This window comes from Chryseobacterium sp. MEBOG06 (assembly GCF_021869765.1).
Taxonomy (GTDB): Bacteria; Bacteroidota; Bacteroidia; order Flavobacteriales; family Weeksellaceae; genus Chryseobacterium.
This window is the reverse complement of the sequence record NZ_CP084580.1, coordinates 225803-243514: the sequence shown is the minus strand read 5'-3', so window position 1 is coordinate 243514 and position 17712 is coordinate 225803. Positions and strand designations below refer to the sequence as shown.

The window sequence follows — 17712 nt, the reverse complement described above, 5'->3', positions numbered from 1 at the left end:
ACATAAGATTCATTATTCTGCTACAGGAGATAATTTTTATTAAAGAATAATTGATTTTTTTAACAAAATTAACATTAAATACATATTTTTTGATTGGGATTTAATATCTTTACTTATAAATCTAAGTCCCAGTTAAATGAATAAAAAATTACTGTTTTATTTTTCCGTTCTTTTTTTGTGTATAACAGGAAAGTCCTTTGCCCAGACTTATCAGCTTGCCGGAAACCCGGTAAACACCACCGGATGGACAATGGTTTCCCCCACACAGGTAAATACAGATTTCATTCAGCTTACGCCAGATACTAATAATCAATCTGGATCTATCAGACTGAATGACCCCATTAATTTAAAATATTGTGACAAGTGGAGAGTGGAATTCGACTTCAGAATGGACTCTAACCAAACTTCTAATGGAGACGGAATTGCATTCTGGTATCTGGCCAATCCACCGGTTGCCAGTGTACTAGGTTCCGGCCTTGGAGTTTCCCAAAATGCAGTTGGCTTTATTGTCGGATTCGACACTTACAACAATACCACTACCGCCACAATGAGTAAGGTACATGTGGCTTACGGGCAGGTTCAGAATACAACAGACACCAACAATGTCGAGTTTTTTAATGTTGCGGGAAGTTCCTTTCATTCACCAGACCTGAATACAACACAGCCTTTTCAGGGAACGACCTTTAAACACGTTGAAGTAACCGCTCAGGTAGATCCTGCCACCCCTACGAACTGGATTATCAAAATAACAATTGATGGCAATGTTATCTGTAATCAGTCTTTTGCACCTTCGGGTACAGCTGCAGCAATGACAGTGGGTTATTTTGGATTTTCAGCTTCTACAGGTGGAGCGAGATCAAGACATTCCATTAAAAATGTAAAAATATATACCGATAAGGTTCCTATTTTACAAAATTCTGCGACTCAATCTTTCTGCCCCAACCCTACCACTGGTTTTGGAAGCGTAAATCTGACTACTTTCAACTCGCAGTTTGTCAGCAATCCCTCAAATTACACCTTCACCTACTATCCGTTGGGAAGCTCTACACCTATTGCTAACCCTACCAATTATCAGTTCAATGCCAACACAACTGTGACAGTGGTCATCAAAGATAATGCAGGAATATTATGTGATAATCCGGACGCCAAAATCCTGTTGGTTCTTGCCCCTTTCAAAGCAGAAGACAAAACCATTACAGAGTGTAATAATAATAAAATAGGAACAGCAACATTCAACTTGAATTCTGCCAATGTAACAAATGTTCCGGGTGTTATTAAAAAGTATTACAAAACACTTACCGACCTGAACGCAGACACCAATGAAATTCTGAATCCTACCAGTTATTTCTCCGCTCCGGGGACTGTTTATGTAAAAGTAACTACTCCACAAGGATGTACAGGCACAGCGAAAATCACACTGGCTTTCTATACAGACACCTCAGTGAAAGAAGCAACTCTAAGATCATGTTTTATTGAAAACAATATTACGAGCGCTGTTTTTAATTTAACAACTGCTGATGTCACAACGTTAACAACAGGAGTAAGTAAAAAATATTACACAAGCATTACCAATGCTTTAGACGGAACTAATGAGATCATGAATCCACTTCAATATCTGTCTACAAGTACAGCCGTATATGCAAAAGTGACGGATGCTAACGGATGCTTTGCCATTGCCAAAATCAACCTTTTGGTTCTTCCTCCTGTTAAATCATCAATACTGAAAGACAAAATCATTTGTATCGGTGAGAAAACAGATCTGGATGCAGGTTCAGGTTTCGATGGATATGAATGGAGCACCGGAGCCACAACTTCGTCTATTAAAGATGTAGGGGTAGGTTCTTATTGGGTAAAGCTTAAAACAGGCAACTGTATTACGACCCAGATTGTCAATGTAAAAGCATCTCCCAATCCTGTTATTTCAAGTATTAATATTGATAATAATATGATTACGATAAATGTGTCGGGAGGAACCCCTCCATACCAGTATTCCATAAACGGATTCAGCTGGCAGACCTCTAATATCTTCACAGGACTGGCGAGAGGTGAAGTAAAGGTCTATGTAAAAGATTTCTACAATTGCACTCCTGTTGAAGTCCAGATTACAGTACCTAATCTCATCAATGCCATTACTCCCAACGGCGACAATGTAAATGACGTTATTGACTATTCTGCTTTAGCTTATAAGAAAAATCTGTTATTCACTGTGTATGACAGATATGGAAACAAACTATATGAAGCAGGTAAGATGAGAAATTTCACGTGGAACGGGACCGCTTCCGGTAAAAAAGTTCTTACAGGAACTTACTGGTATACCATTTCATGGAATGAAGACAACAAAAACAATACTGAAACTAAATATTCAGGCTGGGTACTTGTCAAGAACAGAGATTAACCTTTTAAGATCAGAACTACCTTTTTCATAGGGTGGTTTTGATTTTTTTATGAGTCTGTTTCTAATCCAAATCAACCACACTATTTAACCATAAAAAAGGATTAACAGTCCTCAATTTCAATATTTTAAAATTCAGAATTTATTTAATATTATAACTAACAATATCACAACCAACCACTATGAAAAAAGATATACTCATTTTATTGCTGTCTGTCTTACTTTGTTTGCCAGGCAGATTTTTTTCACAAACCTACCAGCTTGCCGGAAATCCGGTAAATACAACAGGCTGGGATCTTGTTTCTGATGCTGTAGTAAGCGCAGACTTTATCCGGCTTACAACCGACCAGACCAGTAAATACGGAGCCATAAAATTATCCACCCCCATCACTCTAAGCTATTGTGACAAATGGAAAGTGGAGTTCGACTTTAGAATTGACGGGAATGGAACCACTCAATTTGGAAGAGGAGATGGTTTCACATTCTGGTATCTTGCGAACCCACCTACAGGATTTGTATCAGGAGGAGGACTAGGGATCCCTGCTAACGCTTCAGGACTAATGGTAGGCTTTGATATTTTCAACAATACTACTGAAGCCCAAATGAGTAAAGTACATATTTTGTATGGAACCAATAATACAGCCGGTAATAATATTGAATTCAACAACACGGCCGGAAGTACTTTCCATTCGCCTGATCTAAACCCCACACAACCTTTCGTAGGAGATGCTTACAGGCATGTTGAAGTAAATGGAGAGACAGACCTTACCAATCCTATAAACTGGATTATCAAAGTAAAGATAGACGGTGTGCTTATCGTTGATCAGTCTTTTGCTCCTTCCGGAGGTGCTGCAGGGATGTCACAGGGATACTTTGGTTTCTCTGCTGCCACAGGAGGTGCCAGTGCAAGACATTCTATTAAGAACGCAAAGGTATATGTAGATAAAGTTCCCATTTTGAGTAATACTTTAACACCGTTTGTATGTACCAATCCTTCCACCGGAAATGGTGTAGTAGATCTTACCTCATTTAATGCTCAGTTTGTAAACAATCCCGGGAATTATCTTTTCACCTACTATATATTGGGGAGTTCTACCCCTATTGCTAACCCTTCAAGTTTTCAATATTCAGGAAACACAACTATTAAAGTTGTTATCAAAGATCCTACTTCAACACTCTGTGACAATGGTGACGGAGTTATCCAGCTTAATCCCACTCCGTTTGCAGCAACGGACGCTACTCTTATCGGATGTAATAATAACAATGCGGGGACTGCGACGTTTGACCTCACCACAGCAGCAGTAACAACGCTCACAGGTACTACTAAAGAATTCTATCCTTCTTTATATGATATGAATAATGGTACCAATCAGATTATGAATCCTGCAGCATATCAGTCGCCTGCAGCTACTATATATGTAAGAGTAACCACAGCACAAGGATGTGTAAGCACCGCCAAAATCACTTTAAATATATATCCTGTTGTCACCGTTAACGATGCCGAAATAAGATCGTGCTTTATTCAAACCAACCCTTCTACAGCATCCTTTAATCTTACAGGAGCTATAGTTTCCCAGGGTGGAGCATCCAAAAAATATTACCCATCACTAACTGATGCCATCAATGAAACCAATGAAATCACAACTCCTACAGCCTATATTGCACCCAATGGAGTAGCTTATATAAAGGTATTCAACACAAACAACTGTTACTCAATCGCCAAAGTTACATTAACTGTACTTCCTCCAGTATTCTCTACGGTCTTAAAAGACAAGACGATCTGCATGGAAAGCAAAACAACTTTAGATGCCGGAGCCGGTTTTAAAAGTTATGAATGGAGTACCGGAGCTACTACGCAGACCATAACAAATGTGGGAGTAGGTACTTATTGGGTAAAACTAAAAACAGGAGATTGTACAGCAATCCAGACCGTAACAGTATATGCAGCTGAAAATCCGGTGGTCACTAGTATTGATATCTCAGGAAATAAAGTTACTGTATACGTAAACGGAGGGACTCCTTCTTATCAATATTCAATGGATAATATTATCTGGCAGGACTCCAATATATTCACAAATGTGGCCAGAGGAGAAGCTAAAGTATTTGTGAAAGACAATTATAACTGTACGCCTATTGAAATCAACATCACCGTTCCTAATCTGGTTAATGTAATTACACCTAATGATGATGGAATTAATGATTTTGTTGACTATTCTGCCCTTGCAGGTAAGCAAAATCTGGAAATAGGAATTTTCGACAGGTATGGTTATAAAATTTTCCAGGCTGATAAAACCAATGGATACAAATGGGCAGGCACTACCAATGGAAGCAAAAAAGTTCCTACCGGAAATTACTGGTACTCTGTTTCATGGAAAGAAAATAACAGAACCAACACTCCAATAAATTTTTCTGGTTGGATTGTTGTAAAAAACAGAGATTAAATACACTTTTCACCTATGTAAAAAAATCACTCCGCCAGCCGGGGTGATTTTTTATTTACAGGAAGGAGATATTTCATTTTAAAGCCTCTTTATTCATATTCAATTCTTAAATTTGTGCTATGAATTATTTGGAAGCTTTAAGCAGAAGATATTCTGTAAAGAAATTTAATAATCAAATTATTCCTCAGGAAACGCTGCATAATATTCTTGAGTCAGGAAAACTGTCTGCCAGCTCCCTGGGACTTCAGCCCTATAAAATTATTGTTGTTGAAAGTGAGGAAATGAAACAGAAGTTGATTCCCTCTTTTTACAATCCCTCTCAGATATCCACCTGTTCTCATCTGGTTGTCATTATTTCAAAGAAAAACATTGAAGAACATTATATCCGGGGTTATTTTAATCATATTTCCGAAGTAAGAGAAACCCCTCTTGAGAAACTTGATCCTTTCAGAAACAGTATCAATCAGCATATTAATCAAAAAACACAGGACGAAATTTTCAACTGGGCAGAAAAACAATCTTATATAGTATTGGCCAATCTGATGTATGCCGCTGCTATTGAAAATATAGACTCGTGCCCCATGGAAGGCTTCCGACAGGACCTTATAGAAGAGATTCTCAATATAAATCCCGAAACAGAAAAGGTAACCGTTACCCTCGCTTTAGGCTACCGTTCTGATGAAGATCCTTTCCAGCACATGAAAAAAGTAAGAAAACCAAACGAAAAATTGTTTAAATTTATTTAATCTTTTAAACGATTGTACCTAAAGCAAGCATATGATAAAAGCGGATGTATTAGTAATTGGTTCCGGCATTTCCGGACTTTCCTATGCCATTAAAGTATCTGAACAGCTCCCTGATGCCAAAATCATCATCGTAACAAAATCTGACGAGGATGAAAGTAACACTAAATATGCCCAAGGCGGCCTTGCTGTAGTCACAGACTTCCAAAAAGACAACTTCGAAAAACATATTAACGATACCATGCGTGCCGGTGATGGCGAAAATAAACGCGATGTAGTGGAAATGGTAGTCAAAGAAGCTCCGGCAAGATTTAATGAAATTGTAGAATGGGGCGCTCAATTCGATATGAAAAACGGGAAGTTTGCTTTGGGAAGAGAAGGAGGCCATACCGAAAACAGAATCGTCCATCATAAAGACATTACAGGATTTGAAATCGAAAGAGCTTTACTGGAAACAGCCAATAACAGCCCAAACATTGAAATCCTCGACCATCATTATGTGATTGATATTATTACACAGCACCACGTTCCCGGAAAAGAACTCAATGAAGGCGACATTCACTGCTATGGTGCTTATATTCTGGATGAAAAATCCAAAACAATTAAAAAAATAACATCCAAAATTACCCTGGCAGCCACAGGAGGTGCCGGACACGTCTATAAAAATACAACCAACCCTACTATTGCCACCGGAGACGGAATTGCTTTTGTAGCCCGTGCAAAAGGAAAGGTTTCCAATATGCAGTATTATCAGTTCCACCCTACAGCTTTGTATAGCAAAATGGATGGAATGTTATTTTTAATTTCAGAAGCCGTACGTGGAGACGGAGCAAAATTAAGAACTAAAAGAGGCGAAAAATTCATGCACAAATATGATGAACGGGAAGAGCTTGCCTCAAGAGATATCGTTGCAAGAGCTATCGATGCCGAAATGAAAATTACCGGAGACGAATTTGTAGGTTTAGATTGTAAGGAAATGAATCATGAAAAATTCTTAGAACACTTCCCGAATATTTACAAGAAATGCAAAGACGAAGGAATTGATCCATTCACTCAATTAATACCCGTTGTACCTGCCTGTCATTACTTAATGGGAGGAATTGAAGTAGACAGAGACGGACAATCTTCTATCAGAAATCTTTTTGCTGTAGGAGAATGCACCAATTCAGGACTTCATGGCGCCAATAGACTCGCGTCAAATTCCCTACTTGAAGGTTTGGTTTTCGGGCACAATGCTGCTATGAAAGCGGTAAAACTTCTGAATGAAAACAATTTCAACTTTGACGATCTGAAAGCAGTTCCGGAATGGAATGAAGAAGGAATGAAAATCATGGATGAAATGGTGATCGTCAGCTATCTTAGAAAACAGCTTCAGGAAATGATGAGCGACCTTGTAGGTATTGTAAGAAGTAATAAACGTCTGAACATGGCATTGCAAAAACATCAGGAGATTGCAGCAGCCGTGGACGAAATTTACCACTACTCTATTCTCTCACCACAATTGTCAGAACTAAGAAACCTTACCACCGTTGCTTATCTTATCATTAGTCAGTCCATGGAAATGACAGAGAACAAGGGAGCATTTTATAATAAAGACTTGGTTTAAATTTTATTAAACAAATGAAAACCCTGAATTTAAATATTCTTACAACAGTAAATATTTTATTCTATTCAAGAATGATACTTTCATTGATTTGCGGTTTTGTATTATTAAGTTTTTGGGTGAAAGATGGAAAAATTGATGGTTTTTCAAATATAGTCATCTTTGCAGGAATAATGATTTTAGGATTTCTTTTCGGTTTATATGGAATAACATTATTAAAAAAGATTATTGTCCCAAAATCCAGATATCCTTTAGTATTAAATATTTTATGCAATATGAAGGGCTTAGGAAAGCCTGACTATTATGGAAGTTTAAAATTCGATTTAAATAATATAATTAAAGATAATAAGCTGCGTTTAACTCTGTATTACGTCAATAATCCTCAATATCCGATTTTAACATTCAATAGAGAAAAAATCATTTACTACACTCAAGAATATAATTGGGATAATTTTAAATGGAGCTATAAAGTGATACCACAAGGAAGAAACGAAAAACAAGTATTAGAGTTTCAAGGCATTAATCAAAACAACATAAAAATAAAAGACAATATAGATTTTGAAAAAATAGATGCAAAAGAAAATGAAGTCATTTTGCTTTTCATCATTCATGACTTATTGTTTGGAAAAAGATCTTCGTTTTATTACTAAAAGCAAAAAACAATGAAAAGACCTAGCTACGTAACAGATAAAGCATTAAAGACATTTATAAAAAACGCCCTTGAAGAAGACATTCAGGATGGCGACCACTCTACCTTATCTACCATTCCGCAGGATCTTGTACAAAGTGCTAAACTTTTGGTAAAACAAGACTGTATTCTTGCTGGTGTAGAGCTGGCAGACATCATTTTTAAAACATTTGATAAAAATCTGAAAGTTGAAATTTTCATTAAAGATGGAGATACTGCAAAGGTTGGAGATATAGCCATGATTGTAACCGGAAGTGCAAGATCGATACTTTCCACAGAGAGACTTGTCCTTAACTGTATGCAGAGAATGAGCGGTATTGCAACGCTTACTCACGAATGGGATTCAAGACTGGTAGGTACAAAGACTAAACTATTAGACACAAGAAAGACAACTCCTAACTTCAGAATATGTGAAAAGTGGGCTGTTGCTATAGGCGGTGGAACCAATCACAGATATGGCCTTTATGATATGATCATGCTGAAAGACAATCATATTGATTACAACGGAAGCATCACCAATGCCGTAGCAATGGCGAAGGACTACGTTAAAAAGAATAAGAAAAAACTGAAAATAGAGGTTGAAACAAGAAACCTTCAAGAAGTTCAGGAAGCTATTGATGCAAAAGTGGACAGAATCATGCTTGATAATATGGATGTAGAAACAATGATGCAAGCTGTAAAAATGATCAATGGTTCATGCGAATCTGAAGCTTCAGGTGGTATTACCCGAGATATGCTGAAAGAAATTGCGTCAACTGGTGTCACCTATATCTCTGTGGGAGCCCTTACACACTCTGCTGAGAATATTGATTTGAGTCTCAAAGCAGTGAAATAGCTTTGTATTTTTAACAAAAACACCTACACTTTCTTAAATATTCATCAACATGACTTTTTTCATGTAAAAAATCAATTTTTATTCATGTTGCTGATAATCAATCATTTAATATTATTAAGATTGATTAAAAATTAACATTGAGTTAATAATAGTTAAATTTTATTTTGCGAATTTTGCAGAAAATTAAATCTAATTATTACTAACGATTATGAAATTAATCAACAAATCGATTCTTACTGCGATAATTACATTATCAACAGCTAGTGTCTATTACGCTCAACAAGTTCAGGATACAGTTACTAAATCCAAAGACATTGATGAAGTGATCCTAAGAGGTGTTACAGATATCGCTAAAGATAGAAAGACACCTGTTGCAGTATCCAACATTAAAGCTGCACAAATTGTGGAAAGACTGGGTAACCAGGAACTTCCAGAGCTTTTGAATACTACACCATCCGTTTTTGCTACTAAAGCTGGAGGTGGATTTGGTGACTCCGGAATAGTAATTCGTGGATTTGAATCAAGAAACATTGCCGTAATGGTAAACGGTATGCCGGTAAATGATATGGAAACCGGTACTGTGTATACTTCTAACTGGACAGGTTTATCTGATGTAACCAGTGCAATTCAGGTACAAAGAGGACTTGGTTCTTCCAAACTGGCTATTGCTTCAGTAGGAGGTACTATTAACTACATTACACGTTCAGCTGATATGAAGCAGGGAGGTGTTATCCGTTTAGGGGTAGGTAACAATGATTATTTAAAAACATCTTTCGCTTACAATACTGGTAAATCACAAGATGGATGGTCTTCATCATTCTTAATGAGCAGACAGGCAGGGTCTACCTATGCTGAAAACACTCAATATGAATCTTATGCTTATTTCTTTGCTTTAGGTTTCCAACCTAACAAAAAGCATAATTTACAATTTATGATGACGTCTGCTCCACAATGGCACGACCAAAGATATACTTCTAACTCATTAGGCGATTATTTCAAATACAATCCAAAGCAGGATGGTACTCCATTCAGAGAATATAATTCTGACTTTGGTTACTATACAGATGCTAATGGCAGAAAAGTAGCGGTATCAAACAAAGCTAATTACTACGCTAAGCCGGTAATTATGTTAAACTGGGACTGGACAATCAGTGACAAGTCAACTTTAAGTACCGTTGCGTATATGTCTAACGGCCGTGGTGGTGGTCTTTCAGATGTAGGAAAAGTAGGTAATAAATTTGCCAGCGGATATATAGATACAACTCCTGGTACAGGAGGTCATATCAATTATGATCAGATTTTTGCAGCCAATGGAGCGGTAGATGTAAATGCACCTACAGCAGCAACAGGAGGTACTCTAATCAGAAGATCAAGCGTAAATGCTCACAACTGGTATGGGATCTTAATGAACTTCCAACATAAAATCAATGACAACTGGAACTTCTCAGTAGGTACAGATGACAGATATTATTACGGATATCACTATATGGTTGCCAGCGATTTATATGGAGCTAAAGGATATAAAGATGCTTCGAATAAAAACCTGACAGCACCAAATATTATCAGCAACACTTACGACTATAAAAAATTAACGTGGAATCCTTTCGGAGGATCACAGCCACCAATGTCTGACAGACTTTCTTTCAGCAATGATGGTGAAGTACTTTGGTATAGCGGATTTGGACAGGTTGAATATTCTACAGAAAAATTAACAGTATATGCGCAGGGATCGGTTTCTAACCAAGGATTCCAAAGAATTGATAACTTTATAGTAGACGGTTCTACTGCAGCTAACGGCCAAATTAATAATACCAAAACAGGATTTAAAAATATATTTGGTTACAATGTTAAGGGAGGTGCTAACTACAACATCAACGAGCACCACAATGTATTCGCTAACTTAGGATACTATAGCAAGCAGCCATTCATGAACTCTGTTTACCCAAGTAACCAACAGTTCCTAAACCCTAGTTTAACTAATGAGAAAATTTCTTCTTTTGAAGTTGGATATGGTTTCAGATCTGCTAAGTTTAACGCTTCAGTAAACCTTTACAGAACTGAATGGAAAGACAGATGGTTAAGAAAAAACATGAACTTCGAATTACCTGCAGGTACGCTAGCTGGTTATGCAGAAATCAGTGGTATTACTGAAGTTCACCAAGGGTTTGAATTTGAAGGAAACTATAAGCCATTTAAGTTCTTAGAGTTCAACGGTATGTTCTCTTTAGGAGATTACCATTATGTAGGAAATGCAACAGGAGCAACTTTTGATAACAATAACAATCCTATTGCTGTTCCTGGAACTGATAAAAACTCAACTACTCTTTATCTTGATGGTATTAAAGTAGGTGGAACTAACTTCAACAGTATTCCACAGATGACTTCTGCATTAGGATTTACAGCAATCCCGGTACAGGATTTAAGAATCTACGGAACATGGAGACACGTTGGTAAGGTATATGGAAGTATGGATGCAGGAACATTTACTAAACCTGGAGGAGAAATCTTAAAATTAAAAGACTTCGATCTTTTTGATATTGGTATCTCTTACAAAGTTCGTTTGAAAGATCCTAAGCAGTATTTCACGATCGGAGGTAACGTTTATAACTTATTTGATTTAAATTACATCTCTGATGCAGGAGGAAATTATATCAAACCGACTGATGCTCCTACAAATCTACAGGATGGAAAACCAAATACTCAAAAACTAACTTACGAACAACTAGGTTATATGTATAAAGGCGTTGCTTACGGAAACAAAGTGTTCTTCGGAGCTCCAAGAACTTGGGCAGCAACATTATCATTCAACTTCTAATATTATCATAACATTAGATTTTATAAATATCAATCCCGGCTTTGAGCCGGGATTTTTGTTATCTTTGTGTACAAAAAATAGAAAGTATGGATTTTTACAACATTTTGCTTAATGCCCACAAAGGATTCGGGTATCTTGAGCTTCTTTTAGTTGCATTATTTATCATTGCACTTTTAGCAACCATGTTTGGTTTCAGTGGAAAAGTGAACAAATTCCTGAAGAAGACGACTCTCTTCACGATGATCTTCTTCCACGTTCAGTTTTTAATAGGAATCATTATGCTGATCACCACTTTTAGCAGAGGCTTAAATATGGGAGAAGTCATGAAAAATGCGGCTTTGAGATTCCAATATGTTGAGCATCCATTTTCTATGCTTATTGCAGCAGTATTGATGACCATCGTCAACAAAAAAGTAAAGTCTAATGATACGATCTCTCTGGGAGTTACAATTATGGGACTGATCGCAGTAGGTTTATTTGCATTCGCATTCCCTTGGACAAGAGTCTTCGGGGCTTAAAATAGATAAAGAAATTATATGCATTATAATTTATAAATAGTTTAATCTTAAAATTTTTATTAAATCAATGAAAGTAGCTGTAGTAGGTTCAACAGGAATGGTTGGACAAGTTATGCTGAAAGTTTTGGAGGAGAGAAACTTCCCTGTAACAGAATTAATACCGGTAGCATCCGAAAGATCTGTAGGCAAGAAGGTGAAGTATAAACAGAAGGAATTTACGATTGTAAGCATGAAGGACGCTATAGCTGCCAAACCGGATATTGCAATCTTCTCTGCAGGCGGATCTACTTCTCTTGAATTTGCACCATTGTTTGCAGAAGTGGGAACAACAGTAATTGATAATTCTTCTGCATGGAGAATGGATCCCGACAAGAAATTGGTAGTTCCTGAAATCAATGCTGATGTTTTGACTAAAGAAGATAAAATCATCGCAAATCCGAACTGTTCTACCATTCAGTTGGTAATGGTTTTAGGGCCTTTGAACAAAAAATATGATTTAAAAAGAGTTGTAGTTTCTACCTACCAGTCTGTAACAGGAACAGGTAAAGCCGCTGTGGACCAGTTAAATGGTGAAATTGAAAATTCGGTGAACAAAGAGAGCCAAATCAGCGGAGATGATTCTATTGCAAAAGTATATCCTTACCAGATCTTTAAAAATGCATTACCACACTGTGATGTATTCGCAGAAGATGATTATACTAAAGAAGAAATCAAGCTGATGAAAGAGCCTAAGAAGATTTTGGGTGATGATACCTTTAATCTGACTGCAACTGCAGTAAGAGTGCCGGTTCAGGGAGGACATTCTGAAAGTGTAAATATCGAATTCGAAAATGAATTTGAACTTGATGAAGTAAGAAAAATTTTATCCGAAACGCCTGGTATCATCGTAATGGATGATGTAAAGAACAACCACTACCCTATGCCTTTATATTCGGAAGGAAAAGATGAAGTGTTCGTAGGAAGAATAAGACGGGATCTGTCACAGCCAAAAACGCTCAACCTTTGGATCGTAGCAGACAATCTGAGGAAAGGAGCAGCAACAAACGCTGTACAAATCGCAGAATATCTTGTAGCTAGCAACTTAGTATAAACTAACAAAATAAAAAAGAGTCTCAAAATTGAGATTCTTTTTTTTATCAAACTCATTATGAACAGCCAGAAAAATACCCACCAAGATAAAATAGGATTTCAGAAGCTTATTGCCATATTCGGAATCATCCTTTTCATCGGAAAGATTATTGCCTGGAAGCTTACCAACTCAGACGCTGTATTCTCCGATGCAATGGAAAGCATCGTGAATGTCATCAGTGCCTTCATGGGACTTTACTCTCTTCATCTTGCCGCCAAGCCTAAAGATGACGATCACCCATATGGCCATGGAAAAGTAGAATTTGTCACCTCTGGCATAGAAGGAGCCCTGATTGCTATTGCGGGTATTATGATCATCTATGAAGGTATTCACAGTCTTATTGTAGGAAAGACCCTTAGCAAAATTGATCTTGGAATTTGGATTATTGCAGCAACAGCAGTTATTAATTATCTGCTGGGATATATTTCTATTAAAAAAGGAGAAAAGGAAAACTCATTGGTGCTTATTTCCTCCGGAAAACATCTTCAGTCAGACACAGTCACAACACTTGGTGTTGTAGGTAGTTTAGTCATTGTATACTTTACAAAGATCTACTGGCTGGATTCAGTGGTTGCATTATTTTTTGGACTTTATATCATCTTTGTAGGCTATAAAATCGTTCGTAAATCATTAAGCGGTATTATGGATGAGCAGGATCCCGAAATATTAAACCAAGTAATCAGAATCCTTGAAGAAAATAGAAAAGCAGAGTGGATAGATGTACACAATATGAAAATCCAACAGTTTGGTTCTTCCCTTCATATTGATGCCCATATTACACTTCCATGGTACTATGATCTTCGTGATGCTCATGGAGAAATGGAAAAAGTAATCCTACTTCTTGCCAAGAATATAAAACGGACCATTGAGTTTAATTTTCATATGGATGACTGTAAGCCTATATCATGCTCTGTCTGCCAGATTGAAAAATGCCCTGTCCGGGAAAAAGATTTCATTAAACGTGTAGAATGGACTCCTGAAAATGTAACCAGTGTAGATAAACATACTGCAGAATAACTATAATGGCAGCAAATGGATAAAGGAGATTGAAAATAGTCACTCAATAAGATTATATCTTTTCTGAGGGGCCTTTGCTAATCATCTGCTTCCGATAATAAAACATTGGAATAATCAGTAAGAGGATCAAAGGCTGAATCACAAATCTTCTCATATAAAAAGAAAAAAGATATCCTACTTCAAATTTATCATAAACACAATACAGATAGATCGGCAGCGCAATTATAAAAACAATTGCTATCATAATGGCTCCCTGAATTGTCCAATCCTTACTTTTAAATAAGCCATAAATAATCAGGCAGGAGAAAAACAGATTCAAAAAGAATCTAAACAAATGCCCGCCAATTAGCTTCCCCCATTCAAACGGAGGAAATACTATATTTTGATTAGCTTCGTGAAAGTAATTAAGAAAAGGGTCGTAAAATAGGGTATTCTCCAGAATTCTGACCCCAACAAGCCCACAAATTCCGACGATCACCAGAAGCCAACTAAGAGTTTTCATGTTTTAAAGCAAAGAATTTAATCCACAACAGCCAAAGCAGTACAACACTTCCATAGATGATCGCGGGAAAAACAAAATCGTGGAACATTTTCCCATATTCTTTATGGTCTGACATGACAATATTCAATCCCATAATCCTTAGAATGTTCATTATATACAGTAAAATTAATCCTGCTCCTGCAAAAACAAATGTCTTGGCACCCTTATAGAAAGCACAAACAAAAGATACAAATAAAATCATTACAGAAACAGCGTTGCATCCTTCCACCATTCTCGTTACATATTGGGATTTTACATAAAACCAAACCTGTCCATTCTTAGCATCGTCATAAAGTTCTGTCGGATAGCCTATTGTATTTTGAAGTGCAGTTACCTGACTGGCTATCATCCGTGAAAAAGAATCCAGGCCGAAATCCTTCTCATTATTCAGATAAAACTGATACGCAAAAAGCAGAACCAGATAAATGATAATGAAACGAAGTAGAATACCTAAAACAGGTTTAAAATCCTTAAACATATTACAAAGATAAAAATTAGAGTGAAACAAATCTGATTTTGAGACAAGAATGCTTGCTATTAAATCTAAAAACAGGGAAATAATATAGAAGACAAATGCATTTATCTTTTGTTTTCTGTAAAAAACATTCAGTATATCTATTCAGATAATTATAAAAGAACTGATATTTCTAACTCCCGTTAAATTAGTATATTTGTTTTCATATTATGACTTCTGAAAATGCAAAACGATTTTTTGAAAACCAATTGGGTAAAAAATCGACCGAATTCATCACATTAGCTCAAAGCGGCTCTGCGAGGGTCAACTTTATGGCCTCAGCTGATACTGAAAAATACATCATCACCTACAACGAAAATATTCCGGAAAATGAAAGTTTTTTATATTATTCGGAAGTATTCTCTAAGGTAAATCTTAATACTCCAAAAATTCTTGCCGTTTCGGATGACCGAAAAATGTATATACAGGAGTTTCTGGGAGCACAGACACTTTCGGAGGTGATCACCAAAGAAGGCTTCTCTCCTTCTGTTAAATCTTTGGTCCAGCAAACATTAGAAAAGCTTTTTCAACTACAGATACATACACAAGGGAAAATAGATTATTCAAGGACATTTGAATATGAAAGTTATGACGAGCTTCCGGTAATTCATGACCTTTACTATTTTAAAAACTTTGTGGCAGACGTTCTGGAACTGGAATACAATAAATCTACTCTTCTGAAGGAATTCAAAAAAATTGCTGTACACATTGAAAATCTTGAACCTAAAGGAATTATGATCCGTGACTTTCAGGCAAGAAATATTATGGTAAATGAAGAAAATAAAGTTTCATTTATTGATTATCAGTCTGCGATGTATGGGCCTTTGTTATATGATGTGATTTCCTTTTTATTTCAGGCGAAGGCTAATTTTCCTGAAGATTTCAAAAATAAAATGCTTGAATTTTATATCACCCAGTTCGAAAGTACTGAAATGAGAGTTCAGCTAAAAAACTGCATCAAACCTATTCAGATGATGAGATTCTTACAGGTCCTGGGAGCTTATGGATTCAGAGGTTTGATCCAGAGAAAGCAGCATTTCATCGCAAGTTTAGAAAAAGGAATCCAGAATATTACACAGTTTGCTCTTTCCTGGGAAGAAATGAAAAATTATCCGGAACTGAATAAAGTAATTCAACAGCTGGCCGCTGAGAAAACAAAACAGAAAATTGAAAGAATAATAAAAATTTAAACCTTCAGATCTGTTCAGACCCAAACAATCACTTCAATATAATTAAACAGGCCTAAAAAGGTTCAACAAAAAATAAAAGATAAAATGCTGCACATAGACATACACAGTTTTTCATACAAGAAAGGAGGAATTCCTAAAGATCATTCAGGAAATGGCGGAGGTTTCGCTTTTGACTGCAGAGGAATTTTAAATCCCGGAAGAATTGAAGAATATAAAAAACAAACCGGAAATGATATTGGCGTTCAGGAATATCTTGAAACTAAAACAGAAATGCCTCAGTTTTTAGAACTGGTAAAATCTCTTATCTCGATTAATATTAATGATTATTTAGAGAGAGGATTTGAACATCTTCAGATTAATTTCGGATGTACAGGAGGCCAGCACAGGTCGGTATATTCTGCAATAAAAATTGCTGAGTTTATCAAAGAAAAGTATCCTGAAGGAACACAGGTAAGCCTTCACCACGACGAACAACCACAATTAAACACGGCTAATAATTAATAAATCAGTACTTTATTTACTGATCATTTATCAAACTGCCCATTACACACTACTTATTAGTCAACCAATTATGAAGGCTCTTATTTTCGCAGCAGGAAAAGGCACCCGCCTTAAACCATTTACAGACCACCATCCAAAAGCACTGGCAAAAGTAAATGAAATTCCACTTTTGGAAAGAAATATCAATTATCTGAAAAGCTTCGGAATAACAGATTTTGTTATCAATATTCATCATTTTGGAAGTCAAATAGTTGATTTTCTAAATAAAAATGATAATTTCGGTTGTAAGATAGAAATCTCCGATGAATCTAACGAGCTCCTTGAAACCGGAGGAGGCTTGATTTTTGCAAGAAAGTATCTTGATCACGGAGAAGATTTTATAATTATGAATGCTGATATTTTAACAGACCTAAATATCAATGCATTGGTAGAATATCATAAAAAGATAAAAGATTTTGCTACTTTAGCAGTTTCAGATAGGGAAAGTTCTAGAAAACTCCTTTTCAATGATGATTCTGTTTTAAGGGGCTGGCTGAATGTACAGACGGGTGAACAGCGTCTTGCTGAATTCAACAAGGGATTTAAAGCATTGGCATTCAGTGGAGTTCATTGCATCAACCCTATTATCTTTGAAAAAATAAAAAGAACAGGCAAATTTTCTATTATGGAAGAATATCTGGATCTGATGCAGACCGAGCATATACACGGTTTTAAACATGACAGTATTCTCATAGATGTCGGAAGGCCGGCATCCATAATAGAAGCAGAGAAACATTTTAAATAAA

At 36.4% G+C, this 17712-nt stretch carries 15 protein-coding genes; 13 read left to right on the top strand and 2 right to left on the bottom strand.

From position 1 onward, the window contains the following. The first annotated feature begins 136 nt into the window (after nucleotides 1-136). The 10 genes from LF887_RS01050 (at nucleotide 137) to LF887_RS01005 (ending at nucleotide 14181) form a co-directional block, all read left to right on the top strand. A complete protein-coding gene (locus LF887_RS01050; protein WP_236856987.1) occupies nucleotides 137-2395 on the top strand; it encodes a lectin-like domain-containing protein in 2259 nt (752 codons plus the stop codon). Nucleotides 2396-2574: 179 nt separating this feature from the next. Further along, the gene (locus LF887_RS01045) at nucleotides 2575-4833 is read left to right on the top strand and encodes a gliding motility-associated C-terminal domain-containing protein (RefSeq protein WP_236856986.1); all 2259 of its coding nucleotides are present in this window, start codon (nucleotides 2575-2577) and stop codon (nucleotides 4831-4833) included. Nucleotides 4834-4952: 119 nt separating this feature from the next. Then, nucleotides 4953-5579: an NAD(P)H-dependent oxidoreductase gene (locus LF887_RS01040; RefSeq protein WP_236856985.1), complete on the top strand. Its 627-nt coding sequence runs from the start codon at nucleotides 4953-4955 to the stop codon at nucleotides 5577-5579. Nucleotides 5580-5610: 31 nt separating this feature from the next. Next, complete coding sequence (gene nadB / locus LF887_RS01035; protein WP_236856984.1) at nucleotides 5611-7182, top strand: L-aspartate oxidase; 1572 nt, start codon at nucleotides 5611-5613, stop codon at nucleotides 7180-7182. Between the two features lie 14 nt (nucleotides 7183-7196). Further along, nucleotides 7197-7829, top strand: a complete 633-nt coding sequence (locus LF887_RS01030; protein WP_236856983.1) for a hypothetical protein — start codon at nucleotides 7197-7199, stop codon at nucleotides 7827-7829. Nucleotides 7830-7841: 12 nt separating this feature from the next. After that, nucleotides 7842-8702 (top strand): carboxylating nicotinate-nucleotide diphosphorylase, encoded by an 861-nt coding sequence (gene nadC / locus LF887_RS01025; protein WP_236856982.1) that lies wholly within the window; start codon nucleotides 7842-7844, stop codon nucleotides 8700-8702. Nucleotides 8703-8910: 208 nt separating this feature from the next. After that, the gene (locus LF887_RS01020; RefSeq protein WP_236856981.1) at nucleotides 8911-11517 is read left to right on the top strand and encodes a TonB-dependent receptor; all 2607 of its coding nucleotides are present in this window, start codon (nucleotides 8911-8913) and stop codon (nucleotides 11515-11517) included. An 86-nt stretch (nucleotides 11518-11603) separates the two neighbouring features. Beyond that, the gene (locus tag LF887_RS01015; RefSeq protein ID WP_236856980.1) at nucleotides 11604-12035 is read left to right on the top strand and encodes a hypothetical protein; all 432 of its coding nucleotides are present in this window, start codon (nucleotides 11604-11606) and stop codon (nucleotides 12033-12035) included. Between the two features lie 67 nt (nucleotides 12036-12102). Next, complete coding sequence (locus tag LF887_RS01010) at nucleotides 12103-13125, top strand: aspartate-semialdehyde dehydrogenase (RefSeq protein ID WP_236856979.1); 1023 nt, start codon at nucleotides 12103-12105, stop codon at nucleotides 13123-13125. 57 nt (nucleotides 13126-13182) lie between these two features. Beyond that, on the top strand, nucleotides 13183-14181 hold the full coding sequence (locus LF887_RS01005; protein WP_236856978.1) for a cation diffusion facilitator family transporter: 999 nt from the start codon (nucleotides 13183-13185) through the stop codon (nucleotides 14179-14181). A gap of 52 nt (nucleotides 14182-14233) precedes the next feature. Here LF887_RS01005 and LF887_RS01000 read toward each other — a convergent pair whose 3' ends face one another. Together LF887_RS01000 and xrtF are read right to left on the bottom strand one after the other, a co-directional pair. Continuing rightward, nucleotides 14234-14683 (bottom strand): exosortase F system-associated membrane protein, encoded by a 450-nt coding sequence (locus tag LF887_RS01000; RefSeq protein WP_236856977.1) that lies wholly within the window; start codon nucleotides 14681-14683, stop codon nucleotides 14234-14236. Beyond that, nucleotides 14670-15200, bottom strand: a complete 531-nt coding sequence (xrtF, locus tag LF887_RS00995; protein ID WP_236856976.1) for an exosortase family protein XrtF — start codon at nucleotides 15198-15200, stop codon at nucleotides 14670-14672. Before xrtF ends, LF887_RS01000 begins: the two co-directional genes overlap by 14 nt. A gap of 206 nt (nucleotides 15201-15406) precedes the next feature. On the opposite strand from xrtF, the gene LF887_RS00990 reads away from it, so the two are divergent. From LF887_RS00990 to LF887_RS00980, 3 genes are all read left to right on the top strand, one after another. Continuing rightward, a complete protein-coding gene (locus LF887_RS00990; protein ID WP_236856975.1) occupies nucleotides 15407-16426 on the top strand; it encodes an aminoglycoside phosphotransferase family protein in 1020 nt (339 codons plus the stop codon). An 84-nt stretch (nucleotides 16427-16510) separates the two neighbouring features. After that, on the top strand, nucleotides 16511-16927 hold the full coding sequence (locus tag LF887_RS00985) for an RNase adapter RapZ (protein ID WP_236856974.1): 417 nt from the start codon (nucleotides 16511-16513) through the stop codon (nucleotides 16925-16927). 70 nt (nucleotides 16928-16997) lie between these two features. Beyond that, nucleotides 16998-17711 carry an NDP-sugar synthase gene (locus LF887_RS00980; protein WP_236856973.1) on the top strand — a complete coding sequence of 238 codons (714 nt, stop codon included), beginning with the start codon at nucleotides 16998-17000 and terminating at the stop codon, nucleotides 17709-17711. The last annotated feature ends 1 nt before the right edge of the window (nucleotide 17712 follow it).

What these genes read in the sequence shown, in the direction of transcription:
- LF887_RS01050 (WP_236856987.1), top strand. Translation starts at nt 137, where the DNA reads ATGAATAAAAAATTACTGTTTTATTTTTCCGTTCTTTTTTTGTGTATA.
- LF887_RS01045 (WP_236856986.1), top strand. Translation starts at nt 2,575, where the DNA reads ATGAAAAAAGATATACTCATTTTATTGCTGTCTGTCTTACTTTGTTTG.
- LF887_RS01040 (WP_236856985.1), top strand. Translation starts at nt 4,953, where the DNA reads ATGAATTATTTGGAAGCTTTAAGCAGAAGATATTCTGTAAAGAAATTT.
- nadB (WP_236856984.1), top strand. Translation starts at nt 5,611, where the DNA reads ATGATAAAAGCGGATGTATTAGTAATTGGTTCCGGCATTTCCGGACTT.
- LF887_RS01030 (WP_236856983.1), top strand. Translation starts at nt 7,197, where the DNA reads ATGAAAACCCTGAATTTAAATATTCTTACAACAGTAAATATTTTATTC.
- nadC (WP_236856982.1), top strand. Translation starts at nt 7,842, where the DNA reads ATGAAAAGACCTAGCTACGTAACAGATAAAGCATTAAAGACATTTATA.
- LF887_RS01020 (WP_236856981.1), top strand. Translation starts at nt 8,911, where the DNA reads ATGAAATTAATCAACAAATCGATTCTTACTGCGATAATTACATTATCA.
- LF887_RS01015 (WP_236856980.1), top strand. Translation starts at nt 11,604, where the DNA reads ATGGATTTTTACAACATTTTGCTTAATGCCCACAAAGGATTCGGGTAT.
- LF887_RS01010 (WP_236856979.1), top strand. Translation starts at nt 12,103, where the DNA reads ATGAAAGTAGCTGTAGTAGGTTCAACAGGAATGGTTGGACAAGTTATG.
- LF887_RS01005 (WP_236856978.1), top strand. Translation starts at nt 13,183, where the DNA reads ATGAACAGCCAGAAAAATACCCACCAAGATAAAATAGGATTTCAGAAG.
- LF887_RS01000 (WP_236856977.1), bottom strand. Translation starts at nt 14,683, where the DNA reads ATGAAAACTCTTAGTTGGCTTCTGGTGATCGTCGGAATTTGTGGGCTT.
- xrtF (WP_236856976.1), bottom strand. Translation starts at nt 15,200, where the DNA reads ATGTTTAAGGATTTTAAACCTGTTTTAGGTATTCTACTTCGTTTCATT.
- LF887_RS00990 (WP_236856975.1), top strand. Translation starts at nt 15,407, where the DNA reads ATGACTTCTGAAAATGCAAAACGATTTTTTGAAAACCAATTGGGTAAA.
- LF887_RS00985 (WP_236856974.1), top strand. Translation starts at nt 16,511, where the DNA reads ATGCTGCACATAGACATACACAGTTTTTCATACAAGAAAGGAGGAATT.
- LF887_RS00980 (WP_236856973.1), top strand. Translation starts at nt 16,998, where the DNA reads ATGAAGGCTCTTATTTTCGCAGCAGGAAAAGGCACCCGCCTTAAACCA.